This is a genomic window from Sulfurovum sp. MH2-6, assembly GCF_058374785.1.
Map to the genome: position 1 here is coordinate 402,710 of NZ_CM178170.1, position 24,131 is coordinate 426,840.

A 24,131-nucleotide genomic window follows, 5' to 3' on the forward strand; every position below is an offset into this window, starting at 1 on the left:
GGGGATAAATGAGCGTGAAAGACAGCGTAGTTAAAAACATTCAAACAGAATTTTATAAAAGTTTAGAAGAGTTGGAAAAGGATAGTGAATGGTTGACCCAAACCTGCTCACTGCCTCATTTTTCAAACTTCATGCTTTCAAAGTACGAGTACGACGAACTTGTAAGTCAACTTGCATTGCATACGACCGCAAGTAATGATACGGCTGTTGCCTATTATGAAAAAATTTTTAATGCTTTTAACCTCATAACGCCAAAGTGGTCACACACGATTAATGATGAAATGTTGCCTGCACTTGCTCTCATCCCGGATGGGGGAATGTGTATTGTTTTGGAGAAACTACCCAATGAACAATATAAATGTGACACGAAAGAGGGGATAAGCTACCATGAGCTCACAGAGACTGCACTCTACACTCCGATAAGAGAAAAGAGAAAAGCGGCAGTCAATAAAAATGCCTATGAAATGTTCAAAGAGGTTGCGCTCAGAGAAAAACCGCGTATTATTCAGGCGGCAATTGCAACGTTTAGTATAAACTTTTTGGCGCTGGGAACATCATTTTTCAGTATGCAGGTGTATGACAGGGTAATCCCAACCCATGGAATGTCCACATTGGTATGGCTTGTTGTGGGTGTGTTCATCGCGATACTGTTGGAGATGATACTGAAAGTTGCCAGATCGATTATACTTGACCATGCATCGGTAAGAATAGACAAAAGTTATTCTCATAATATTTTTGACCGTTTTTTAAAGATCAGGCTTGATGTGATACCCCAGAGTATCGGTACGCTCTCTGCACAACTTCAAAGCTATGTTGCCATCCGTTCTTTTATTTCAAGTGCAGCGATGTATTTTGTCATTGATCTTCCATTCACAATATTCTTTCTTGTCATCATTATGATGATCGGCGGGTTTTATATGGGATTGGTTCCTATGATCTTTTTTGCATTGTCTTTGATGATGGCATTTTTCTTTAAAAACAAGATAGAATTTTTGACCATGCAGTCAGTTGCCGCTTCAAACAAAAAACTGGGGCTTCTTGTTGAGGCAGTGGAGAGTGTAGAGACGGTAAAAGCTTCCGGTCACGGTTATGCGGTATTAAGTAAATGGAATGCTTTAAGTGAGGATGCCATCTATGATGATATAGGCATTAGACACTACAGTGAGTTGTCAGGGTATATTGCAGCCTTTCTACAGCAAATGAGTTATGTCGGACTCATCGCGTTAGGGGCATATATCGTCAGTACGACAGATACACTGACGATGGGGGGATTGATCGCGATATCTATACTCTCCGGTAGAGTGCTTTCTCCTCTGGCAATGCTGCCAAACCTTTTCATGCAGTGGGGGAAAGCGAAGATAGCAGTCAAAGACATAGACAATATCTATGCGTTGCCAAATGATAACGAAGGCGTTGATAAGCCTCTATTCCCTGATATCACAACGCCGATCTATAATTGTCAAAATGTGAAATTCAAGTATGGTGAAGATACGGCATCTGTTGTTGTGTCCAACTTGACGATAAAGCCTGGTGAGAAGATCGCGATTTTGGGAGTCATAGGTTCCGGTAAATCCACCTTGCTGAAGATGTTGTCAGGACTCTATGCCCCGACAGAAGGGAAAGTGTTGATCGATAATATAGATATCCAACAGATCGCAAGAGATAAGATAAGTGAAACGATAGGGTATCTGTCACAAAGCACCAGGTTGATATCAGGAACACTAAGGGATAACCTTGTATTAGGGCTTGTGGGAGTGGATGATAGAAAGATCATGGAAGCAGCAGAGAAAACCGGTCTTTCTATGCTTATCAACAATTTGCCAAAAGGGCTTGATACGATCATCCCTGAAGGCGGAAACAGTGTATCAGGAGGGCAGAAACAGCTTATCGCTATCACGAGGATGTTGTTGACGGATCCAAAAATATGGTTATTGGATGAACCGACTGCCAACATGGATGATATGACAGAAAAGAGAATCATACAAATTTTAGAATCCAATATTGCAAATGATCAGACATTGGTTGTTGTGACACACAAGCCTTCGTTGTTGAAATTGGTAAATAGGATTATCATTATGACGCCGCAAGGAATTGTGATGGATGGAGCGAGAGATGAGATACTGGGAAAACTAGCCAATGCAAAACAACAGCAAAAGCAGCCGCCAGCGAAACCGGCTGCTGCAAATACAGCGCCAGCATCAAATAATCAGGAAAAGAGTAACGTATGAGAGAACATATACCATTAGTAACGAAAGTCAATCCTTTATGGATTATTTTTGGCTCATTTTTTCTGTTGATTATTCCTTTTTTGATCTGGTCTCAGTTTGCTACACTCGATCAGATATCACATGCGGAAGGTCAGGTCATTGCTACTGCAAAAACACAGGAGATCCAAGCGGCAACAGACGGGGTGATAGAGAGAATCTATGTCAAAGAGGGTCAGCGTGTAAAGACAGATCAAAGGCTTATTCTACTCGAACAGGATAAGGCAAAAGCTGCCTATGATGACAGTAAGGCAAAAGTAGCGGCACTTAAAGCAACGCTCATCAGACTTCAGGCAGAAGTCTTTGATAAACCGTTGGTTTTCCCCGATGAAGTCAAAGCATATCCGGAGTTTGTAGCAAACCAGACGGAACTCTTTAAAAGACGTCAGCAGGCTATCAAGGATCAGACCTCTGCCATCAGTGAATCGTTGGCACTGGCAGAAGAGGAGCTCAATAATAACCTGCCGCTTCTTGAGACCGGGGATATCGGTTCAGCTGAGATCATTAAGCTCAAAAGACAGATTGCGGATCTGAATGGAAAACTTTCCAATGTAAGAAACAAATATTTTCAAGATTCCCAAACTGAAATGACAAAAGCGGAAGAGGAACTCTCAACAAAAGAACAGGAGTTGGCAGATAAGAAAATTACTTTGGAATGGACAGATATCAGATCTCCTATGGATGCCATCGTAAAAAATATTCTTGTTACGACAAAAGGGGCAAGAGTCAGAGGCGGTGACATCATTATGGAGCTTGTACCATACGGGGATAAGTTGATCATTGAAGCCAAGTTACCGACATCAGAGGTATCATTTGTCCAGAAGGGCCAAAAAGTGGCAGTAAAACTGGATGCTTACGACTATAGTATCTATGGGATTTTTGATGGTGAGGTTTCCTATATCAGTCCGGATGCCTTAATGGAAAAAACAGAAACAGGCAATAAATATTATTTTAAAGTGAAAGTCGTCTTGTCCGAAACAACACTGGTCGCTAAGAACGGCCGAGAGGTCGTGGTCTCACCTGGGATGACCACGCAAGTGGATATCATTACAGGGCAACGAACGGTATGGCAATATATTACCAAGCCTATCACGAAAACACTCAACAAAGCATTTAGTGAGCGTTAATCTCAGCCGCCTTTATAAAGGGCGGCTTTTTACTTTTCATTTAAAGCGAGATAGTGTATAGAAACTGCCTGCTTCTCCTCTTTTTTCACTCTTTTCCGCCATCCGGCAGTATGATTTACTTTCAATTAACTTGACATAAGTATACTTTTTTTAACATTTACTTAGGAGCGTATTTTGAGTCAAGTCGTACAAAATATCAAAAAAGAGATTTCCAAAGTTCTTGTAGGACAAGATAAGATGGTTGAGGGGCTATTGGCAGGTCTTCTATGCAGGGGGCATATCCTCCTGGAAGGGGTACCGGGACTGGCAAAGACCACTGCGGTAAATGCCTTGGCAAAGACACTGGGACTGGACTTCAAACGTGTACAGTTCACCCCCGACCTGCTTCCTTCCGATATCATCGGTACAGAGATCTACGATCCTTCAAACAACTCCTTTAAGATCAAAAAAGGACCGGTATTCACCAACCTCCTTTTGGCCGATGAGATCAACCGTGCACCTGCAAAGGTACAATCAGCACTGCTTGAAGTGATGCAGGAGCGTCAGGTGACGATCGGTGATGATACCTTCAAGATCGATCTCCCTTTTTTGGTTATGGCAACACAAAATCCGGTGGAGCAGGAGGGAGCGTATGAACTTCCTGAGGCACAGCTGGATCGTTTTATGATGAAAGTAGTGGTAGGCTATAACACAAAAGAAGAGGAGCTTGAGATCGCCCGCAGGGTAGCCAATAGCGGTTTTGAAGAGATCAATCAGGTTGCAAGTCTTGATGATCTGGAGGCGATCCGTAAAGAGGCACTTGCTGTCCATATGGATGAAGAGATTGAAGCCTATATCATAGAGCTGGTGCATGCAACACGTGCGCCCAAGGAGTACGGACTTGAAGAGCTGGAAGCCTATATCGAGTTCGGGGCAAGCCCAAGAGCAAGTATCGATATGTATAAAGCTGCCCGTGCAATTGCCTATCTGAAAGGGCAGGAGTATGTATCCCCTATCGAAGTGGCATATATCGCCAAAGAGGTTCTTAGACACCGTGTCATTCTCAGCTATGAAGCGCAGGCTGAAGATATCACTCAGGATATGATCATCGAGAAGATTTTGGCGGCAGTACCGATTCCATAAATAGGACGCCAAATGAACCAAGTCCATTTGACTACGTTAACACTGGGTTTTACGATTCAGAATTTAGTTCTTCGCTTGCACTGCACTTTAGGTGCTAGTCCTCAGCGGAAGGCTCACGCGGATAACCGCGTTGGAAGTATTGATCAGTGTGAGAGTATGAGTATGAAGACAAAGGCCTAAATTGAACAAAGCAGCTAAAAAGATCATTCTTAAAACCAAAAAGCAGGTCTATGGCGACATGCTTGGAAACAATGCTTCGCTTTTCCAGGGTGAAGGGTTCGAGTTTGCGGAACTTCGTGAATATGTCTACGGGGATGATGTACGAAAGATAGACTGGAAGACGACGGCAAAGCTGGGAAAACCTTATGTAAAGATCTACAAAGAGGAGCGTGAGCTCAATGTGGTGGTCGTGTCTATGCTTGGCGGATCGATGTATTTCGGTACAGTCAAACAGAAGAGTGATGTTGTGGCTGAGCTGGTTGCGACCCTTGGGTTTTCCGCGGTGAAAAACAGTGATCTTTTTACCCATATCCTTTTTGCCGATGCACTGTATGAAAGAAGCAAGCCGAGTAAAAAACACTTCTCTATCCATAAAGCGGTAGAGGACGTCACAGCGTTTGAACTTTTGGGAAAAGAGTCAGATTTTGCCAAACTTACCGAGATGCTGAACACCCGTCTCAAAAAGAAGTCTCTGCTTTTTATCCTTTCAGACTTCATCGGGGATATCGATCTCAGACTTCTGAGTGTAAAACATGACGTTGTGGCTGTAGTGATCAGAGACAGGTTTGAAGAAGATCCGAGTGAACTGGGTTACCTCAGTCTGATCGATATGGAGAGTAAAAAAAGTTTCGAAGGCGATATCAATAGAGGGGCTTTAAAGGCATATAAAAAAGCGATCCATGAGAATGATGAGAAGTTGTACAAACAGTTTAAGAAGCAGGGGATACGCTTTGTCAAAGTCTATACAGATGAAGAGCCCGCACTGAAGTTGATGAATGCAATGAGGAGAGGATAATAATGAGGAGTGAGGAGTTAGGAATTAGGAGTGATGGAAAAGTTTTCTTTGAAAACTGTTTTTCTGATAAAGGCGTTGCATTGCAACTCAAACTATTCACTATTCACTATTCACTATTCACTTTTGCGAATGGAAATGAGCAGAGTCCTGCCTCCCAGTTACGGGATATCAAGCCGCTTCTGGAGATACCGGACCACTCTTTCTATATCTATTGGGGATTGATCGGTTTTTTTGCGTTGCTTGGGCTGGGGATTCTTTTCTTTGTCGCAAAAAAGTTTTGGGAGAACCGCAAGGTGAACCTGGCAAAAGTCTATCTTGAAAGACTCAAGCAGATAGACTGGGAGGACAGCAAGCATGCTGCTTATGAGGCAACCAAATATGCAAGACTGCTGGCTACCGATGAGAGAAGAGAGGAGCTCTTCAGTCAGCTTGAGCCGATGCTGGAACAGTACAAGTATAAAAAAGTGGTCAAGGAAGTAGACCAGGATACCCTCAACCAGTTTCATCTCTTTGTGAGGATCACAGATGAGTCAATTTAGTTTTGAGTTTCCCTTTTTACTTCTGTTGATCATTCCGTTTTTGGTCTGTGCAAAGTTATGCAGGGAGCGCAGCCGGGCGATCTTTTTTCCCCATGTGCAGAAACTCGTAGCCGGCAGTGTAGATAAGAGTTCATTGCTTATGTTTCTCAAATGGTTTGGGATCGTCTCTGCAATTATCGCACTGGCTTCTCCTGTACTTTCCCACAGTTATACCAATACCAAAAAAGAGGGACGTGATATCGTACTGATCACAGATGCAAGTGAATCGATGCTTCAGCGTGGGTTTGATGCCGAAAACCCTCTGAAAAACAAGTTTGAGGTGGTCAAAGAGGTCGTAGAGGATTTTATCGGCAAACGGGAAAATGACCGTATAGGATTGGTGAGCTTCGGAGCGATCTCGTTTGTCGCTTCACCTTTGACATTTGAGAAGGAGTTTCTACAGAAGATCATCTCTATGCAGTATATCGGAATGATCAACGGAAAACGCACAGCAATACAGGATGCTCTGGTACAAAGTTATAATATGATGAGCAAATCCAAAGCCAAATCCAAGATCGCTATCTTACTGACTGACGGTATCGATAACGGCAGCAGGATCCCGCTGGAAGATGTAGTAGATATGATCAAAAAACAGGATATCAAACTCTATGTGATCGGAATCGGATATCCAAACAGGGATTATGATGCTTCCTACCTCAAAATTTTGGCAGATGCGGGAGGGACTCAGGCATACGGGGCGAAAGATGCAAGCGAGCTGAGCCGCATCTATGAAGGGATCGACAGACTTGAAGTCACCAAGATTGAGGATAAGAGAGTGGTACAGCATACCTATCTCTATATCTATCCTCTCCTGTTTGCGATACTGAGTCTGCTTGGGTTTGTCTATTTCAGAAATGCAAGAGGGATATAGAAAATGAATCATTTGATGATCGTAGGTCGGGGTATCCTTACCCCGACAAAAACTTTGAATGAATTGCAACAGCAACAAGCCCATTATATCAATGTCGGGGTGGGGACACCCCGACCTACAAAAAGGACTTTAAGATGAGCTTTGTCAACTCAACACTCTTTTGGATACTCATCGTCCCCTTTATTATATTCGCTATCCTGATCTCCACGAATAAAGAGAAGCTTTCACGTGTCTTTGATGAGAAGGTACTGAAACGTCTCAGTGCCAGTGATGAGACGATACCTCTCGTGATACGCAATATAACGATGTTTGTAGCGATCTTTTTGATGATCGTAGCTTTGGCACGTCCCGTGATAGAGAAGGGGGACAAGGTAGTGGATGTGAAGGGGTTGAGCCTGCTAGTCGGACTGGATATCTCAGGTTCTATGCGCAGCACGGACTTATACCCCAATCGTCTGGAGTTTGCCAAAAAGAAGATGTTTGAGTTCTTTGAAATGATGCCTAGCGATGAGATCAGTGTACTTGCCTTTGCACACTCCCCCTTTATTCTTGCACCCTTTTCAGCCGATAAACAGACACTTAAGATGATGGTGGAAGGGGTAGATGACAGCTACATCACTATGGGCTCGACCAATTTCAGTGAACTGGGGTTGCTGGCAAGCGATGTACTGGAGAAAAAAGAGCCGAAGATCGTCGTGCTTTTTACCGATGGAGGGGATGAAGAGGCGATCGCAGGGTTTGCCGATATCCTGGAGCAAAGCGGGATCGATCTATATGTCGTACTTATCGGTACGACCAAAGGTGCACCGGTACTGACAAAAGAGGGGAAACCCTATAGGCTTGAAGATGGCACGATGGCTATCACACAGCGGAATGATGCGCTGCTCTCATTGGCAAAGAAAAGCGGCGGTGAAGGTATCGTTGCCGGTCACGGGAAAGAGGATATAGAGAAACTGGCTACGCTTATTAAAAACAACTATCAGGATGAGCAGCAGGGTGAAGTAAGGATCAAAGAGAGAGTAGAGCTCTTCTACTATCCTCTTGGTGCAGGAGTGTTGCTGCTGCTGATTGCATTGAGTTCTATTCCAAGGAGAAGAAGATGAAACGATTTGTGAGTATTTGTCTCTACTCTTTTGCTACTTATGCCGTGGCTGGCTTGACGGATTTTAAGACGATTGAAGAGGCGAAGCAGGCGTATGATGCAAAAGAGTTTACCAAAAGTGAAGCACTTTTCAACGCACTGGACAAGAATCTGCCTCAAACCAAGTATGATATCGGTAATGCCCAATACAAGTCAAAAAACTATGATGCGGCAATCAAATCCTATGAGAGTGCCCAAGGCATAGACGAAGCAGCCAGACAGCATAATATCGGTAATAGTTATTTTCAGAAAAAAGCATGGGATAAGGCAATAGAATCCTATGAGAAAGCACTGGAAGCGAGAGAGGATAAGGATACACGCTTTAACCTTGATCTGGCAAAAAAGATGAAGCAGCAAGAAGAGCAGAAAAAACAGCAACAGCAAAAAGAGCAACAGAACCAGGACCAAAAAGATCAGAAAGAGCAGCAGAAACAAGAGCAAAACCAGGATCAAAAGAAGCAGGATCAGCAAAAAAAAGATCAGAAGAAGAACAATCAAGAGCAAAAAAACCAACAAAAGAGTCAACCTCAGAATAGACAGGAAAAGCAGAAAAACCAGGAGAACAAAGAGGGAGAAACAGGCAAAGAGGATCAAAGAAAAAAAGAGGAGAAAAAACAAAAAGAAGAGGAGCAAAAAAAGAGAGAAGAAGCGCAAAAAGCGAAAGAGCAGCAAGAGAAAAATGCCAAAGATAAAAAGTCTGAAGAGCAAAAAAAACAAAAACAGCGTGCTTCAGGTAGAGAAGCTCAGATGAGCGAAGCAGAGAAACAGAAGGCCAAAGAGATGAAACGGCTGATGAAGAAGATGGGTGATCAGAAGATGCCTACGATGATGTATCAGATGAGTCGAGAAGAAGAGGAGGAGAAGAGTCATGCAAACCCTTGGTAGAGTGAGCGTTGAGAGTTTAGTGCTGAGTATTGAGAGGAGCTTTTTATGAAAAAACTAGTTATCCTGACCATTATTTTCCATCTGTTATCTGCGGTGCTTCAGGCAGCATCCGTAGAGGCAAGAGTTTCTGCCTCTGAAGTGATCGAAGGCAATGTTGCCAGGTTGCAGATCAGTGCCGAGGGGGATGAGGTTGAGTTTCCCCGGATCACTGAGATTGAGGGTGCAACAGTAGCGGGAAGTTCGATGCAAAGCAGCAGGAACATGACCTATATCAATGGAGAGATGAAAAGCGAGAAGATCACGACAATGGTCATCGGTTTTGTTCCCCAAAAAGATCTGACGATTCCTTCCTATACGGTGAAGATCGATGGTAAAGAGTATCAGACCAAACCGATCACTGTCAAAGTCGTTGCCTCCAAAGCCCCGAAACTCAAGGCTGATTCCCTCTACTCCTTTGAGCTCAAGAGCGAGAAAAGAGAAGTGATGGCCGGGGAGAGTTTTATCGTGAACCTCTATGTCTCTATCTCAGACAGTATACAAGGTGCGAAGCTTACTGATTTTGCTGATCCTCAGATGCAGGACTTTTACAGCAAGGCACTGGGTGAGCCGAAGCAGTATCGTCAAAACGGATATACCATAGTAGAAAAAGCGTATCTCCTGACAGCTAAGCGTGACGGAAACTTTACCGTCGGTGCTGCAACAGCAAAGCTGGGAGAGGCTGATCTCAGACGCCGTGATTTTTTTGGGCGTTATGCGACACAATGGTATGATATCAGCTCCAATGATCTGATGATTCAGGTCAAACCACAGCCTCAAAAGAGTGATCTCATCGGAGAGTTTACTCTGGACGCAACCGTGGATACGACTGAGGTAGAGGTCAATAAACCTGTCAACCTGACGATTAAAATAGAGGGGAAGGGAAACCTTGAAGATTTTGAGCTCCCGCCTTATGAGATTAACGGTGTGACAATATTCTCGGATGATGCCAAGGTAGAGAGCAGGGTAAAGGACGGTGTTCTCTATAGCAGTTATACAAAAAGCTTTGCGATGATCTCAGATAAGGATTTTACGATTCCGGAAAAAAGCTTTACTCTCTACAACCCTAAAACCTTGCATCTTGAAGTGCTGAAGATCTCGTCCTATGATGTGAAGGTAAAAGGGGACAGCAGCGCACTCGTTGCTACAACTCCTCAAGTGACTGCCCCCTCAAAGGCTGAAGATAAGCCGCTTGAGAAGCGTATACCGGTCCAGAAGAGTGAAGAGGTGCAAGCAGTACAGCCGATAGCATGGTGGATGCTGGTTCTCTCTTTTGGTTCTGGAATGATCGTAATGTACCTTATGCTCAAATTGCTCTCCGGGATAAAGTATAAGAAAAAGGGGTGTAGCCATGATGAAGCCCTGCAGAAACTCTACCCTCATATCAATGAAGATCCTGAAATCGAAGAGATGGTACGAAAACTCTATGCCCAAAAGAACGGAGATAAAAGTATCACCATAGATAAAAAGGTACTTAAGAGACTTATCGAAAAAGTCCAATAGGAGATATGATACAATATTCCTAACGTGTGAGGAAGGGAGTACTGTATGGGCCGGACCTACTATCTTTATGCAGATGAAAATGCACCATTTGTTGAGGAGTATAAAACATACTTGGATGATCAGGGGGTAAAAAGCCTCCCCCTATCACAAATAGAACATTTTGATATAGACCAGGCATCCCATCTTCTTGTTACCGGGACACTGGAAGAGATCAAAGAGGTGCTTATGCTTGCAGAGCACTCAGGTATCTCTATCGGTATCATTCCCAAGCCTGAACAGAAACAGCTCATTAAAACCTTTTCCCTTCCTACCGATACAAAAGAGGCGATTGCTCTTGCAGTGACTCCCAGTGAAAAAAGAGTCGATCTTCTTTATGCAGAGGATAGGATCGTACTGCAGGAAGTGGTAGTGGGAGATGTCCCTCCTCTTGATCAGTATGAGTCGGTACTTGAAGGGAAAGGTCTCTGGGAGAGGATCAAACTTTTCGGCAGTACACTGAAACGGGTAAAGTCACTGCATCATACCTCTTTTAAGATCGTTGACGGCAATGACAATACCGTCAAATTTTCAGCCGTAGGTATCGTGGGGCTAAAGTATCCTATTCAGACGTTTGCATCAAGGCTGATTCCTACACAGCTTTTTGCCAGCGATGGAAAACTCTCATTGGTGGTGCTTTCGCCGGGTTCTACCATACAGTATATGGGGTACCTCTTTAAATCACTGGTATCACGCTTTACGCCAAAGAGGTTGCCAGACTCAGTAGGGTATCTTAGATCTTCTTCCGTCAGGATAGAGGCTTCCCGAGTCCTGACTGCAGTTGTGGATTCGAGCTGTGAACTTCATACCCCTATTACACTTACAGCGAAAGAAGAGGCAATAGCACTCAGTGTAGGAGAGGAGTTTTGGGAACGACAGGGGGAGTTGAAACAGCCTAAAGACAGTATCAAACTTGATCATCTTCCCTGTGATGAAGAGAGTAGTGCCTATCTTGAAAAAGCGATACCGCTGTTTACCCATGCCTCTCAGGAACAGTATGCTGCACTCTTTACCAATCTCCGTGAAGAGGCCCAGCTGAGTTCCGCGTTTATGACGCTGCTGATCTTGGCAACGATGATCGCTACATTCGGACTCTATATCAATTCTCCTTCGGTGATCATCGGTGCGATGCTTTTGGCCCCGCTGATGCAGCCTATAGTAAGTATGAGTATGGGCGTGTTGCGACAGGATAGTGCGTTGGCATTCGGAGGGCTAAAGAGTATTACGATAGGCGTGATAAGTGTATTGCTCACTGCCATGCTAATCTCCTTTTTCACTCCGATAGAGAAGCTTACCTCTGAAATGGTGGGAAGACTCCATCCTACGATTTTGGATCTTTTTGTAGCTATTGTCTCCGGTGCAGCGGCAGCCTATGCAAAGAGTAATGAAAAGATCATGGGGTCACTTGCAGGTGTGGCGATCGCCGTGGCTCTGGTACCGCCGCTAGCGGTATCCGGTATAGGGCTTGGTTGGGGCGAGTGGCATATGTTTGGTATGGCCTTTTTGCTCTTTGTTACCAATCTGGTGGGGATTGTTCTGGCTGCTGCGCTGATATTTATGATGCTTGGATATTCTCCGCTGCATATCGCAAAAAAAGGGGTTACGGTATGGATGATCATTGTATTTGCAGTTGCTGTACCGCTTTATAGCGCATTTGGTACCATGAGAGAAGATATCAGGATAGAGAGCAGACTCTCAAATACAAACTTCCTGATAGAAAGTGAGGCTATCAAGCTAAGAAGTGTTGAAGTGTACCATCGCCAAGGTGTCGATGAGATACATTGCGAAGTGATCACTTCGGGCAGACTCTCAAAAGCAGGTAAAAAGGTCTTAAAAGCAAAGATAGAGTCTTTGGTGGGGAAAGAGGTGGATGTCGTGGTAACTTTCAGATACCGGCTATAAGATATCGTGCAGGGTATTGGCTTCCCCCATCCAGTGGTTTAATGCTTCCCACTCATCGTTTTCAACCATCTTACGGCATTTCTTGAGTTCTACTTCAAAGCTCTCTATCGCTTCGATGAGGTTAGCACGGTTCTGCCTAAAGATATCTTCCCACATATGAGGGGAGGATTTGGCAATACGGCTCATATCTCTAAATCCACCGCCGGCAAGTGCCACGATACTGCTCGCATCTTCCTGTCTCATAACAGAGTTCGCCAAAGAGTAGCTCAGGGCATGAGGCATATGTGAAATGAAGGCGGCATGTCTATCGTGCTCTTCGGCACCCATAAAGACAAGCTTCATGCCGATTTCCGTAAAAATCTTCTTTGCAACTTCCTGTTGATGGGTTCCGCTTTTTTCCAGATCACATAAAACAACGACTTTGTTTTCATAGAGTTTCGGAATGGCTGCTTTAGGACCGAACTTTTCTGTTCCTGTCATCGGATGGGCAGTGACGAAGTTCGTACGGATTGACTCGGGGATAGAGGCCGAGATCTTTGCTTTGGTGCTGCCGAGGTCTATTACGGTGCATTTTTCATCGAGGTTGTGAAGTTGTTGAGAGATAGCGATGATCCCGTCTACGGGAATCGTGAGGATGATGATGTCACACTTGCTGATCTCCTCAAGTGTATGCACGATCTCCTGGACAAGCCCGAGTTCAAGTGCCTGCTGCTGATGGGTCTCATTGTGATCCAGTCCGATAAAGCGGTATGCATTCGATCGCTCCTGAAGTGCGATACTCAAGGAACCTCCCATAAGTCCAAGACCGATAATTCCGACGTTTGTCATATCCATTCACCTATCCTTATAAAGTGCAGATTATAGCATGATTTCATGAATCTTCAATGTGGCCTCATCCACGTCACCCATAGCATGCGATAGAGTATGGATTAAGGTGCTAGATAGATATAAAAAGATACACTATTAGCAAAATTATTTGCAGGACAAGGTTAAAAGGAAATGAAGAAAATAGCGCTTTCTTTGGTACTCGTGGGGACGTTGCTCATCGCACAAAAAATTAGTCAGATCAAGTATATCGGTCTAGCACATCTTTCTCCAAGTGTCGCTACAGAGATATCAGGAATCCAGGTTGGTGATGAGATGGATATTACCAAGATCAATCAATCCGTCAAAAACTTTTATGCACAGGGCTACTTTGAAGATGTATGGGTAGAGAGTAAAGGCAGCACGCTCATCTATCACTTCAAAGAGAAAGTGGCGATTGCAAACCTTAAAATAAAGGGGTTTGGTACAGGTGATGAGGGGGAGAAACTCCTTGCAAGTACAGGACTTAAAAAGGGTGATCTCTATGATCAAAGACGTGTGAAGCAAGCGAAAAAGGCACTGATTGAAAACCTGGAAAGCCAGGGATATTATGACACGGTGGTAGAGGTAACGACTGCCAAAGTCAGCCAAAGCAGTGTCTCCCTTGTCTTTGATGTCAATAAGGGTGAAAAGATCACGATCCAAAAAATGAACCTTGTCGGTGCAAAAGAGCTGGACAAGGGTGAAATAGAGGCCAATTTAGCGAATAAAGAGGTCGATTTTTGGGGATGGATACCGTTCCTGGATGATGGCGTAGCCAAAGTCGATCAACTCGAGTATGACTCTTACAGAGTCAAAGAGGCATATATGCAAAAAGGGTACCTTGATGCAGATGTCAGTAAGCCTCTAATGAAAGTGGATTTCGGTTCCTATAATGCTGATATAGACTACCAGATCAAAGAGGGGGTACAGTATCGTATCGGTAAGATCACTATCACGCAAAACCTCAAAGGTCTAGATACAAAAGAGTTGATGGAGGATCTTACATTAAAGTCCGGAAAAGTGTTTAATATCAACCGTATGCGTTCAGATATCAATCATCTTAAAGAGAAGATAGGGAACCGTGGGTATGCCTATGTTGATATTCTCCCACAGATGCATAAAGAGCCTAAGACGCAAACACTTGATCTTAATTATGTGATCAAAGAGGGGGTACCTGTAACGATCAATGACGTATTGATCTCAGGAAACAGCGTAACCAAAGACAGGGTCATCCGTAGATATATCTATCTTGCTCCGGGAGATAAGTACAACGCAACAGACTTGAAAGATTCAAAAAATGCATTGGGTAGAACCGGGTTCTTTGAAAAGGTGGATATTGAAACACAAAGGGTCAGTGCGGACAAGATCAACCTTCTGGTCAAAGTAAAAGAGGCTCCGACAGGGACGATCTCTGCAGGTGGTGGTTACGGTTCCTATGAAGGATTGATGGTCAATGCATCTATCTCGGACAAAAACCTCTTTGGTTCAGGGATCAGCAGTACGTTAGGATTTGAACTTTCCAAGATTTCAACGAACTATAATGTCTCATTTGCCAATCCTAGAGTATGGGACAGCCTCTACAGTCTGGGTTTGAGTGTCTATAAACGTGACTATGAGTATATCGACTTTACACAGGATCAGTTGGGTGCGAATCTCTCTTTGGGACGTCAGTTCTACAGACATATTTATGCTTCCGTGGGAGTCGGCTATGTTGATAACCAGTCTGAAGTGAATTCAGATGCAAACACAACGTTGTATCAGGATATTTTTTATGATGATAAGTATCAGAAAACCTCAGGCTTTGCCAGTGTAAAGTTTGACAATACTGATGACTATTATCAACCAAGAGAAGGGTTTATCGCTTCTACAAGTGTTGAACTGGCAATGTTAAGCGGTGATCTTGATCCGGAGAATATCGAAGAAGGCTATACAGACTTTGCAGACTTCACAAAGTTTTCAGGTAAGTTCGGTGCCTATTATGGGATGGAAGATATGCTTGATTATGATTTGATCTTACGTGCCAAAGCAAGATTTACGGTACTTTCAGCAGGAGATGATGAGTATATCCCTATAGGGGAAAGACTCTTTATGGGAGGTATAGGATCGGTAAGAGGGTATGATCCGTATTCTCTCTCTCCTACGGTTATTATGGACGATGCCGGTACTAAAAGGGCCGCAGATGATGGAGAACTTCCTAATTATGATCTCAATGAAACGAGCAGACGTATCGGTGGTACGAAGAGTGCATCGATAAGTCTGGAGGCAAGTATCCCTCTCTCTGAAGCTGCAAAGATGAGATTGGCGTTCTTTGTTGACTATGGTGTCATCGGAACAGATTCTGTGCCGATAAAGGATGGTGAGATGAGTTTTGACACTATCTCCAGAGCTTCTACGGGTGCCGTGATAGAGTGGCAATCAGGGTTTGGTCCGATCAATCTGGTCTTTGCCAAAGCACTCAATTCTAAAGATGGAGATAGAACCTCGGTCTTTGAGTTCTCTATGGGAACAAAGTTTTGATAAAGTAGTAAGGAGCAGGGGTAGGGAGCAGGTTTGGTAGGCTTTTCTCTGAAAAGCTTTTGCCAATTAAGGTTGGGCAAAGCCCAACTATGAAAATATCACTTATCACTTATCACTTATCACTTATCACTTATCATTAAATACTTATTCTTTGGAAGCTCGTTCTTATCTGCGATAATGATCGCAAAAGGGATAGGCTTTTTCAATGTCCTGATCTTCTCTTTTGCCAGGTAGAGTGACTTGTCAGAGTAGATCACCAGTACCTGATTCTCATAGGTAAATTCGATTTTAGCACCATTGGATGCTTCATGGATCAGTATCGTGAGCTTATAGAAGAAACTGAGCCATGCAAGGATCTTTTTTGAAGGGAGTAAGGATCTATACTCTCTAAGAAGGATCTTCGGCAGGGTACCATCATTGTCTGAACGTAATAGAAGGGCTATCAGTACTATCTGTTCATGGGTAAAGCCGTAGTTAAGCTCCTGCATGGCGATATAAAAGGCATGTTTATGTGAACGGTAGATCGTCAACGTTTTTCCTATGCTGGATAGCTTCAGGGCATAGAGAAGTTCACTTTCATACGTTTTCTCCAGAGAGGTCTTGTGTAGAAAAGTATGATAGAGTGAAAGAGCGATTTGAAGTTTGGCTCTTTTATTTTTTTCGATGTTGACCATCGGTTTGAACCGGCTCAGGATAGACTCGATACTTGGATTTTTCCCTTCCGGGAACTTGTGGGTACGTTTATTCAGGGAACTGTTTAAAAACAGCCCTTCACGTACACCTGCACTGCTTGTGATGACCTCTTCAACCTCCATCTGTTTAAGCAGTTCATCAAAGATCAATGTCCCCTCTCTGATCGTATCATAACGGTTGCGTTTGAGCGGAAAACGTTTCAGCCCTTTTGCCGAAGAGCGATAGATCTCTTGAAAATAGGCATGTCGTTCCTCGGTTACCGTATAACGGTAGGCATGGAGCTTATCCAGAGGGTATTGGTTTGATTTCATAATGGATTTAGAAAGGGTTCTTGCCGTTCCGCCGATACCGATAGCCCTATGATGTTTGAAGTGTGCAGGAAGTGCTTCCAAAGCGTGATGAATATAGTCTATAGCATCCTGTAACGGTTTCCCTTTATCAAAAAAAAGCTCTTTGAGCCTGACCGTACCTAAATTAAGGGAGAACGTGTCAACAATCTTTCCTTTATTAATCAATGCGAGGTCTGCCGAACCGCCACCGATATCGATCGTGATCCCTTCACTGACCGGTAAAAGATTGCTCACAGCGATAGCACCGTATTGTGCCTCTTTTTTACCGTCAATGACCTGGATATCAAGTTTAAGCTCTTTTTTGATCCAGCTGACAAAAGCGTTGCCGTTAGGGGCATCTCTAAGCGCTGAAGTTGCTACACATAGGGTCTTGGATGTTTTATATTTTTGAATGGTTTCCTGGAAAGACTGGAGAGTAAGAAATGCCCGTTTGATACCATTAGGCTGCAGATAGCCTCCCTTCTGGTAGGCCCCTTCACCTATACGGACTTTGGATTTCTGTTCGCAAATGAGATGAAATCCGTAGCGGCTTGTCTTTTCATAGATGACAAGCCTGGCCGAGTTAGAACCGATATCGATAATGGCGGTTCTATGATTCATCTGTTAACTGTACTCTTCCTGAAGTTTGTCGAATTTGAACTTCAGCTCTTCTACGTTCTCGACATTATCCGGGTCCGGAACGATACAATCTACCGGACATACAGCAATACATTGAGGTTCATCGAAGTGACCGACACACTCCGTACATCTGTCCGGGTCAATCAGATAGATCGGATCATTTTCTTCAATTGCTTCATTTGGACACTCTTCTCTACATGCATCACACGCGATGCATTCATCATTGATTATTAAAGCCATGGTTTCCTCAACTTTTAATTTTATTTTCTTATTTTTCTGATTTATAACCGAAGAAACCTTATGCTTTATTTAAAATAAAACTTTTATAAAATTTATTTACTTTTTTTGAATAAAAAGAGGTAAAGTGTAGAGAAAAGAGCTAAGCCCAATTAGGACTTAGTTTATCTTCTTTGGAAAGCAGAATCGGTAACCTCTTCTTCTCACCGTTTCGATCGTTGAAATATCAAGCGGTTTATCCATTTTCTGTCGTATCTGGTTGATGGCAACTTCGATGACATTCGGAGTAACAAGCTCCGGCTCTTCCCAGATCGCATCAAGTAACTGTTCTTTTGAAACAATCTGGTCTTTATGCATAGCGAGATGGGTGAGTACCTCAAAAGGTTTCCCCTTGAGCTCGATCTCTTCACCTTCATAGATGATCTTCTCCTCTTCGGGATTGATGATAAGTTCGTCTATCTCGATGATATTGGAAGCACCGAAACGGAGTTTCGCTTCTACACGTACAAGGAGAATGTCATAATCCAGAGGTTTACGGATAAAGTCATCTGCACCCGCACGCAGTGCTTCGATCTCGCTCTCTTTCTCCAGTCTGTCTGAAAGTACGATCACTGATGTTTTGTGTGCATCTCGTTTGATCTCTGTAATAATGTCAATACCTGACTTAGCAGCCTTGTCCCAGCTTAAAAGCACAAGATCATAATTTCTGATATCAAGCATATATCTAGCATCATTGATATTCTCAGCGATATCACACTGATAATTTTGCGAAGTCAGTACATCATTTAATGATTTACTTAGTTCCTCATCATTCTCTATGATCAATATTCTCATAGTGAAGCTCCTTTTCTCTTACTCTCAGTAAACTCTCTATGCCATACTCAGGCTCATCTACCCTTGTTCGTTTCAATCTTAGGATATTGACTTAATATCCAAAAAAGTTAAACTTTGCTTAATTATAACATAATATATGGTAGTTGTAAAAGTTTTTTTTAAGAATTAAATTCCCAGGAGTGACTGAGTGCTACAGAACATTCGGAAAGGATATCAGGTTTGGAGATTTTCAGCTTCAGAGCTGTGATTTGGGGATATTCTCCCATCAATTCATCTTTGATGCCAAGCAGTGCATCCTCAAGGAGCTCATAGCGCTTGGTTTTCAGATGTGCAATGATACTCTCTGTGATCTTGGCATAATCCAGAAATATATCTTTGTAGGGATAGGTAGCTTCCATGTCCACTATAACCCTTTGCGGTTTTTCCCGTTCAAAATCAAGCAGACCTATGATCACTTCAAAGGTCAATGCCTCGATATGAATCGTCATTAGACCTGTCCTTCCTCTTTTTTGAAAAGTCTGACGATATTCGGTATATGTTTATAAAAGATCACAAATGCGATGATCCAGATCGGGGCATGGGATGTGATCTCCGGTACTTCAGGATAGAGGATGTAAGAAGCGATAATAAACGCTATCAATCCGATCAGTGAAGAGAGTGAGGAGATCTTGAGCCCTTTGGCCGCGATAAGCCATACGACAATCGCGATCAATGCGGGGATCGGCATCATCACCAGCAATACACCAAAACCGGTAGCAACGCCTTTCCCTCCCTCAAATGCCAAAAAGACTGAAAAACAGTGGCCGAGTACGGCAAGCACTGCGATCGTCCAGAGTACACCCTCGGGGGCACCCAGGAATTGAGCAATGAGTATGACGATGATCCCTTTGATCGCATCCAGGAAGAGTGTGATAGCCCCCAGCTTTTTTGCAAGTTTGGGATCTGTTTCTTTCACAACCCTTAGTACATTGGTTGCTCCGATATTACCGCTTCCCGCCTGTTTGATATCGACGCCTGCAAACTGTTTTGCCAAAAGGTATCCGAATGGTATACCTGCAAGAATATAGGCTGCAAGGTAGAGTAGTATATTTTGGTTACTTAGTAGATCCATATGTGGTTTCCATTTTCTTAAGATAGTGCAATTTTATCCGAATTTAGATAAAATCATACAATTCTGGGGTTTTATGGAAAGAACCCTTTTAGTGATACTGAAGGATAGCAATGAGTATAGATTATAAAGCTGAGATAGAAAGGCTCAAGAGAGAGCTGGATGTAACGGTAGTGGCACACTACTATCAGCGTGATGAAGTATTTGAGATGGCAGATATCACAGGAGATTCACTGGAGCTTGCACGGAGATGTAAGGCAGATAAAAACCCATGGGTTGTCTTTGCCGGTGTGGGATTTATGGGACAGAGTGTCAAGGTGATCGCTCCTGAAAAACGTGTATTGATGCCAAAGATCGCGTGTTGTGCGATGGCAAGAATGATTGACGGAAGTTACTTTGATGAGAGTGTTGAATATATGGTGAAACACGGGGTTGCCAAGGAGAATATCCTGCCGATCACCTATATCAACTCCGATGCATCCGTGAAAGCAAAGGTCGGAGAGATGGGAGGAATGGTATGTACCTCTTCCAATGCCTATAAGATCATTGAAAAAGGTCTGGAGAGCGGCAAAAAGATTCTCTTTGTTCCTGACCGCTGTTTGGGGCAGAATTTTGCAAACAGCATGGGGCTTAAGTCATGTGTGATCGGAGAGGGCGAATGTGATCCCAAAGAGGCAGATGTGATCTGTTTTAACGGTTTCTGTTCGGTACACCAGCTCTTTACGGTAGAGGATGTAGCGTTTTACCGTAACAAGTATCCGGGTATCAAGATCGCTGTACACCCGGAGAGTGATCCTTCCGTAGTGAAGATAGCGGATTTTACGGGATCGACTTCACAGTTGATCAAGTATGTGAACGATCTTGATCCGGAACAAAAGGTCGCTGTCGGTACGGAGTATAACCTTGTCAACCGTATGAGAGAGAAAAATACCTATGTACTCTCCTCAACCAAACCGGAGTGTCCGACAATGAACGAGACGACGCTGGAAGATCTCTATCTGACACTCAAGTCGATTGAAGATGGCAATCCTATCAATGAGATCGTTGTAGATCCGCATACGGTAAAGTATGCCAACCTGGCACTAGAGCGAATGTTGGCGATCAAGTAGAATGATGCTGAAAAGAAAATTTATCGAGGCGATGGTAGAGGAAGATGTGGGCAGAGGGGACCTCTTCAGCCGTATTAGCGACTCTAAAGCGATCAGGGCCTATATCCTTGCCAAAAGTGACGGCGTCTTTGGAGGTCGTGAGTATCTGGAAGCATTTGAAAAGATGTATCATCTGCATATAGAGTGGGCGATCGAAGATGGTGAAGCCTTCTCCAAAGGTGACAGACTGATGGATATCTACGGTCCCTCCAAGACTATTCTATCCTTAGAGCGTTCATTGCTGGATGTGGCGCTGCATGCAAGCTCTATCGCAACATTGACAAACCGGTATGTCAAAGCGATCGAGGGGACCGGTGTGAAGCTGCTTGATACACGCAAGACCAGACCCCTGCTGCGTGAGCTTGAAAAATATGCGGTACGCTGCGGCGGGGGATTGAACCACCGCATGGGTCTGGATGATTGTCTGATGCTCAAAGACACACACCTCAAAACGATCGATGATCTGGACAGTTTTATGGAAGAGGTACGTCAAAAGATCCCGTTTACTTCCAAAGTGGAGATCGAATGTGAAACCCTGGAGATGGTCCAACGTGCGATGAAAGCAGGGGCTGATATCGTGATGTGTGACAATATGGGTTTGGAAGAGACACGTGAAGTGGTAGCTTTCAGAAACGAAAACTATCCACATATCCTACTGGAGGCCAGCGGAAACGTTACACTTGAGACCATACGTGAGATTGCTGAGACCGGTGTCGATGCGATCAGTTCGGGGAGTATTATCCATCAGGCCAACTGGATCGATCTTTCGATGAAGGTTGAATAGGGTGGACAGCAACGTGGCATTGTCTCTGCCCTGTGATGCAGTTCTGCAGAAGATAGAAGCAGCAGAGAGTATCACCATACTCTCCCATATCAACCCTGATGCAGATGCCCTGGGTACGGCTCTTGGCATCTATCATCTTCTCTCTACCAATTACAGAGGGAAAAAGATCGAAGTGGTGAATGCATCAACTGCACTCCCCAGATATCTGGATTTTTTGCCGCACTTTCAACGGATAAAACACAAAATGGATTATGAAAAAGGGTTGGTGATCACGTGTGACTGCGGGAGTCTGGACAGGCTTGGGTTTGATGTAAGCAACAGAGAACTAATCAATATCGATCATCATCAAAGCAACACCCATTATGGTTCTATCAATGTTGTCTTGCCTGAACTGGCTTCAAGTTCACAGGTAGCTTATATGCTTTTTAAAGAACTCTATGCGATAGATCAGAGTGCAGCTACCTGTTTCTATACGGCACTGCTCTCTGATACCCGTTATTTTACCACTTCGAGTGTGACTGCAGAGGTATTGGATGTGGCCAAAGCATTTGTAGAGGCCGGTGTAGATCCGGCTTATGTCTCACGGAACTTTACCCAAAGAAAGCCTTTGGGTGCATTTCGTATCCTGCAGAGGGCACTGGAGTCGTTAACCCTGCACCATGAAGCAAAGGTGGCATCACTCTATGTGACAAAAGAAGATATCGCATCTTCCGGGGCTACTATACCCGATATGGAGGGTATCGTGGATTATGGCAAGTCACTTGCCACGGTTGAGGTTGCATGCTTTGTTATGGAACTGGAAGAGGGGTTACGTATCTCTTTGAGAAGCAAAAGTGTTGATGTCTCCAGTATGGCAAAGGTATTTGGCGGCGGAGGGCATAAAGTAGCAGCAGGTTTTATGGTTCCCGCCAGTGAGGAAGTGACTATCGACAGGATGATCGAACGTATTTTAAAGACAATAGATACACTCAGGTTACTGGATGAAATCTGAAGAGTGTAAGCATAGATAAAAAAAGTATCGATACAATTTTAGAAAAATAGCTTGATTTAGGATAAAAGATGGGTCGTATACGTAAAAAAAAGAGTAGCGGTAAATGGATGATCATAGTGATTCTCTTAGGGCTTCTTCTGGGGGGAGGATATCTATATACCTCACCTGAGTTCGAGAGAGTAGCACCTCAGATCACGAGTCAAAATGACTTTTATTGGAATAAAAAAACACCGCTTAAGGTCAAACTGACCGATAATGTAGGGCTTAAATCTTTCAAGTTGGTTTTGAGTGATGGAAAAACAAGCGTCATTGTAGGACAAGGAGAGTTCGAAAAAGGGGTTAAAGAACGTATCCTTAGTGTAAAGTACCCGAAAAGTAAGCTGCTTGATCCTAAAGCGAAACATTTGAAGATGAAAATTACGGTCGTTGATCAAAGTCTCTGGAACACATTTAAGGGAAATCAGAGCGAAAAGCTCATTGATATCAAGGTAGATACGAGAAGGCCTACGATCAATATCCTTGCAAACTCCTACAGTATTACACAAGGGGGAGCTGCTTTAGTGGTCTTCTTTGCAGAGGATGAGAACCTGGAGAGGCTTTATGTAGAAGCAGGCGGCAACCACTTTAAAGTACAGCCCTATAAACAAGAAGGGTATTATGCGACGCTGGTAGCTTGGCCTTTCAATCAGCAGGAGTTTGATGCATATGTGATTGCCAAAGATGAAGCAGGCAATCAAAGAAAAACCAAGGTACCTTTTTATCTTATAAATCATAATTATAAAGTTTCCTGGATTCAGGCAAGAGACAGTTTCATCGATGGCAAGATCACAGATCTTGCCTCTACAAGCTCTGAGGATGAAGAGGTGAGTGATAGACTGGATAAATTAAGAGCTGTAAATGAAACAATGCGCCTTAAGAATGAAGATAAGATTCACACGTTGAGCAAAGTGGTATCGGATAAGATGCTTTCTACATGGAAAATGGGAAAGTTCTATCCGCTTAAAAACAGTGCTAAGGTTGCAAGCTACGGAGATGAGAGACACTATTACTATGGAGATAGGTCCAATGAGGTTTCCCGTTCCAGTCATGTCGGAATCGACCTGGCAAGTACCAAGATGGCAGTGATCAGAAGTTCAAATCCGGGTAAAGTTGTCTATGCCGGATTTAACGGTATCTATGGGAATATGCCGATGATAGACCATGGATTTGGACTCTATACGCTTTATGGGCACTGTTCACAGCTATTGGTAGAAGAGGGTGAGTATGTGAAAAAAAATCAAGCCATTGCTAAGACCGGAGTATCAGGCTTGGCTCTGGGTGACCATCTCCACTTTGGTGTCCTGGTGCAGGGGGTTGAAGTAAGACCGGTGGAGTGGTTTGATGCGGGTTGGATCAAAAAAAATATTGACAATATTTTTGCAGAGGCTGATAAGATTATCGACAAAAAATAACCTTATTATCCTTCAATGAAGAGATAGAACAATATTTGCATTTTGTAAAAGTATAGAAAATTTGCTATAATGCA

The 24,131-nt window shown here is 43.5% G+C and carries 21 protein-coding genes; 15 read left to right on the forward strand and 6 right to left on the reverse strand.

Features of this window, described 5'->3' with window-relative positions:
• The first annotated feature begins 8 nt into the window (after positions 1–8).
• The 10 genes from AC4JOV_RS01965 to AC4JOV_RS02010 all read left to right on the forward strand — a co-directional run bounded on the left by AC4JOV_RS01965 (position 9) and on the right by AC4JOV_RS02010 (position 12,480).
• Positions 9–2,228: an ATP-binding cassette domain-containing protein gene (locus tag AC4JOV_RS01965; protein ID WP_229936800.1), complete on the forward strand. Its 2,220-nt coding sequence runs from the start codon at positions 9–11 to the stop codon at positions 2,226–2,228.
• Positions 2,225–3,391, forward strand: a complete 1,167-nt coding sequence (locus tag AC4JOV_RS01970) for a beta-barrel domain-containing protein (RefSeq protein ID WP_229936799.1) — start codon at positions 2,225–2,227, stop codon at positions 3,389–3,391. The genes AC4JOV_RS01965 and AC4JOV_RS01970 overlap by 4 nt, the downstream gene beginning before the upstream one ends.
• Positions 3,392–3,565: 174 nt before the next feature.
• Complete coding sequence (locus AC4JOV_RS01975) at positions 3,566–4,513, forward strand: AAA family ATPase (RefSeq protein WP_229936798.1); 948 nt, start codon at positions 3,566–3,568, stop codon at positions 4,511–4,513.
• Positions 4,514–4,694: 181 nt separating this feature from the next.
• Positions 4,695–5,528 (forward strand): DUF58 domain-containing protein, encoded by an 834-nt coding sequence (locus tag AC4JOV_RS01980; protein WP_229936797.1) that lies wholly within the window; start codon positions 4,695–4,697, stop codon positions 5,526–5,528.
• A gap of 80 nt (positions 5,529–5,608) precedes the next feature.
• The gene (locus AC4JOV_RS01985; RefSeq protein ID WP_229936796.1) at positions 5,609–6,067 is read left to right on the forward strand and encodes a hypothetical protein; all 459 of its coding nucleotides are present in this window, start codon (positions 5,609–5,611) and stop codon (positions 6,065–6,067) included.
• Positions 6,054–6,977, forward strand: a complete 924-nt coding sequence (locus AC4JOV_RS01990) for a vWA domain-containing protein (RefSeq protein WP_229936795.1) — start codon at positions 6,054–6,056, stop codon at positions 6,975–6,977. Before AC4JOV_RS01985 ends, AC4JOV_RS01990 begins: the two co-directional genes overlap by 14 nt.
• 134 nt (positions 6,978–7,111) lie before the next feature.
• Positions 7,112–8,080 carry a VWA domain-containing protein gene (locus tag AC4JOV_RS01995; protein WP_229936794.1) on the forward strand — a complete coding sequence of 323 codons (969 nt, stop codon included), beginning with the start codon at positions 7,112–7,114 and terminating at the stop codon, positions 8,078–8,080.
• Complete coding sequence (locus AC4JOV_RS02000) at positions 8,077–9,003, forward strand: tetratricopeptide repeat protein (RefSeq protein ID WP_229936793.1); 927 nt, start codon at positions 8,077–8,079, stop codon at positions 9,001–9,003. Before AC4JOV_RS01995 ends, AC4JOV_RS02000 begins: the two co-directional genes overlap by 4 nt.
• A gap of 45 nt (positions 9,004–9,048) precedes the next feature.
• The gene (locus AC4JOV_RS02005; RefSeq protein ID WP_229936792.1) at positions 9,049–10,542 is read left to right on the forward strand and encodes a BatD family protein; all 1,494 of its coding nucleotides are present in this window, start codon (positions 9,049–9,051) and stop codon (positions 10,540–10,542) included.
• Positions 10,543–10,587: 45 nt separating this feature from the next.
• Positions 10,588–12,480 carry a TIGR00341 family protein gene (locus AC4JOV_RS02010; protein ID WP_229936791.1) on the forward strand — a complete coding sequence of 631 codons (1,893 nt, stop codon included), beginning with the start codon at positions 10,588–10,590 and terminating at the stop codon, positions 12,478–12,480.
• Here the strand turns inward: AC4JOV_RS02010 and AC4JOV_RS02015 are convergent.
• Complete coding sequence (locus AC4JOV_RS02015) at positions 12,475–13,314, reverse strand: prephenate dehydrogenase (protein ID WP_404820145.1); 840 nt, start codon at positions 13,312–13,314, stop codon at positions 12,475–12,477. The genes AC4JOV_RS02010 and AC4JOV_RS02015 overlap by 6 nt on opposite strands.
• Before the next feature lie 165 nt (positions 13,315–13,479).
• On the opposite strand from AC4JOV_RS02015, the gene bamA reads away from it, so the two are divergent.
• The gene (gene bamA / locus AC4JOV_RS02020) at positions 13,480–15,843 is read left to right on the forward strand and encodes an outer membrane protein assembly factor BamA (protein ID WP_229936790.1); all 2,364 of its coding nucleotides are present in this window, start codon (positions 13,480–13,482) and stop codon (positions 15,841–15,843) included.
• Between the two features lie 119 nt (positions 15,844–15,962).
• Here bamA and AC4JOV_RS02025 read toward each other — a convergent pair whose 3' ends face one another.
• From AC4JOV_RS02025 to plsY, 5 genes are all read right to left on the reverse strand, one after another.
• Entirely contained in the window at positions 15,963–17,486 is a 1,524-nt protein-coding gene (locus AC4JOV_RS02025) for a Ppx/GppA phosphatase family protein (RefSeq protein WP_229936789.1), read from the reverse strand.
• A 3-nt stretch (positions 17,487–17,489) separates the two neighbouring features.
• Entirely contained in the window at positions 17,490–17,744 is a 255-nt protein-coding gene (locus AC4JOV_RS02030) for a YfhL family 4Fe-4S dicluster ferredoxin (RefSeq protein ID WP_229936788.1), read from the reverse strand.
• A gap of 156 nt (positions 17,745–17,900) precedes the next feature.
• The gene (hsrA, locus tag AC4JOV_RS02035; protein WP_229936787.1) at positions 17,901–18,575 is read right to left on the reverse strand and encodes a homeostatic response regulator transcription factor HsrA; all 675 of its coding nucleotides are present in this window, start codon (positions 18,573–18,575) and stop codon (positions 17,901–17,903) included.
• Between the two features lie 158 nt (positions 18,576–18,733).
• Positions 18,734–19,063 (reverse strand): dihydroneopterin aldolase, encoded by a 330-nt coding sequence (locus AC4JOV_RS02040; RefSeq protein ID WP_229936786.1) that lies wholly within the window; start codon positions 19,061–19,063, stop codon positions 18,734–18,736.
• Entirely contained in the window at positions 19,063–19,686 is a 624-nt protein-coding gene (gene plsY / locus AC4JOV_RS02045) for a glycerol-3-phosphate 1-O-acyltransferase PlsY (RefSeq protein ID WP_229936785.1), read from the reverse strand. Before plsY ends, AC4JOV_RS02040 begins: the two co-directional genes overlap by 1 nt.
• A 110-nt stretch (positions 19,687–19,796) precedes the next feature.
• Here plsY and nadA point away from each other — a divergent pair, with 110 nt between their 5' ends.
• The 4 genes from nadA to pgp6 all read left to right on the forward strand — a co-directional run bounded on the left by nadA (position 19,797) and on the right by pgp6 (position 24,057).
• Positions 19,797–20,792, forward strand: coding sequence for a quinolinate synthase NadA (gene nadA, locus AC4JOV_RS02050; RefSeq protein ID WP_229936784.1), 996 nt, complete (start codon positions 19,797–19,799; stop codon positions 20,790–20,792).
• Between the two features lie 4 nt (positions 20,793–20,796).
• The gene (nadC, locus tag AC4JOV_RS02055; protein WP_229936783.1) at positions 20,797–21,615 is read left to right on the forward strand and encodes a carboxylating nicotinate-nucleotide diphosphorylase; all 819 of its coding nucleotides are present in this window, start codon (positions 20,797–20,799) and stop codon (positions 21,613–21,615) included.
• Between the two features lies 1 nt (position 21,616).
• Positions 21,617–22,606: a DHH family phosphoesterase gene (locus AC4JOV_RS02060; protein WP_229936782.1), complete on the forward strand. Its 990-nt coding sequence runs from the start codon at positions 21,617–21,619 to the stop codon at positions 22,604–22,606.
• A gap of 68 nt (positions 22,607–22,674) precedes the next feature.
• A complete protein-coding gene (gene pgp6 / locus AC4JOV_RS02065; RefSeq protein WP_229936781.1) occupies positions 22,675–24,057 on the forward strand; it encodes a peptidoglycan metallopeptidase Pgp6 in 1,383 nt (460 codons plus the stop codon).
• Positions 24,058–24,131 lie beyond the last annotated feature (74 nt).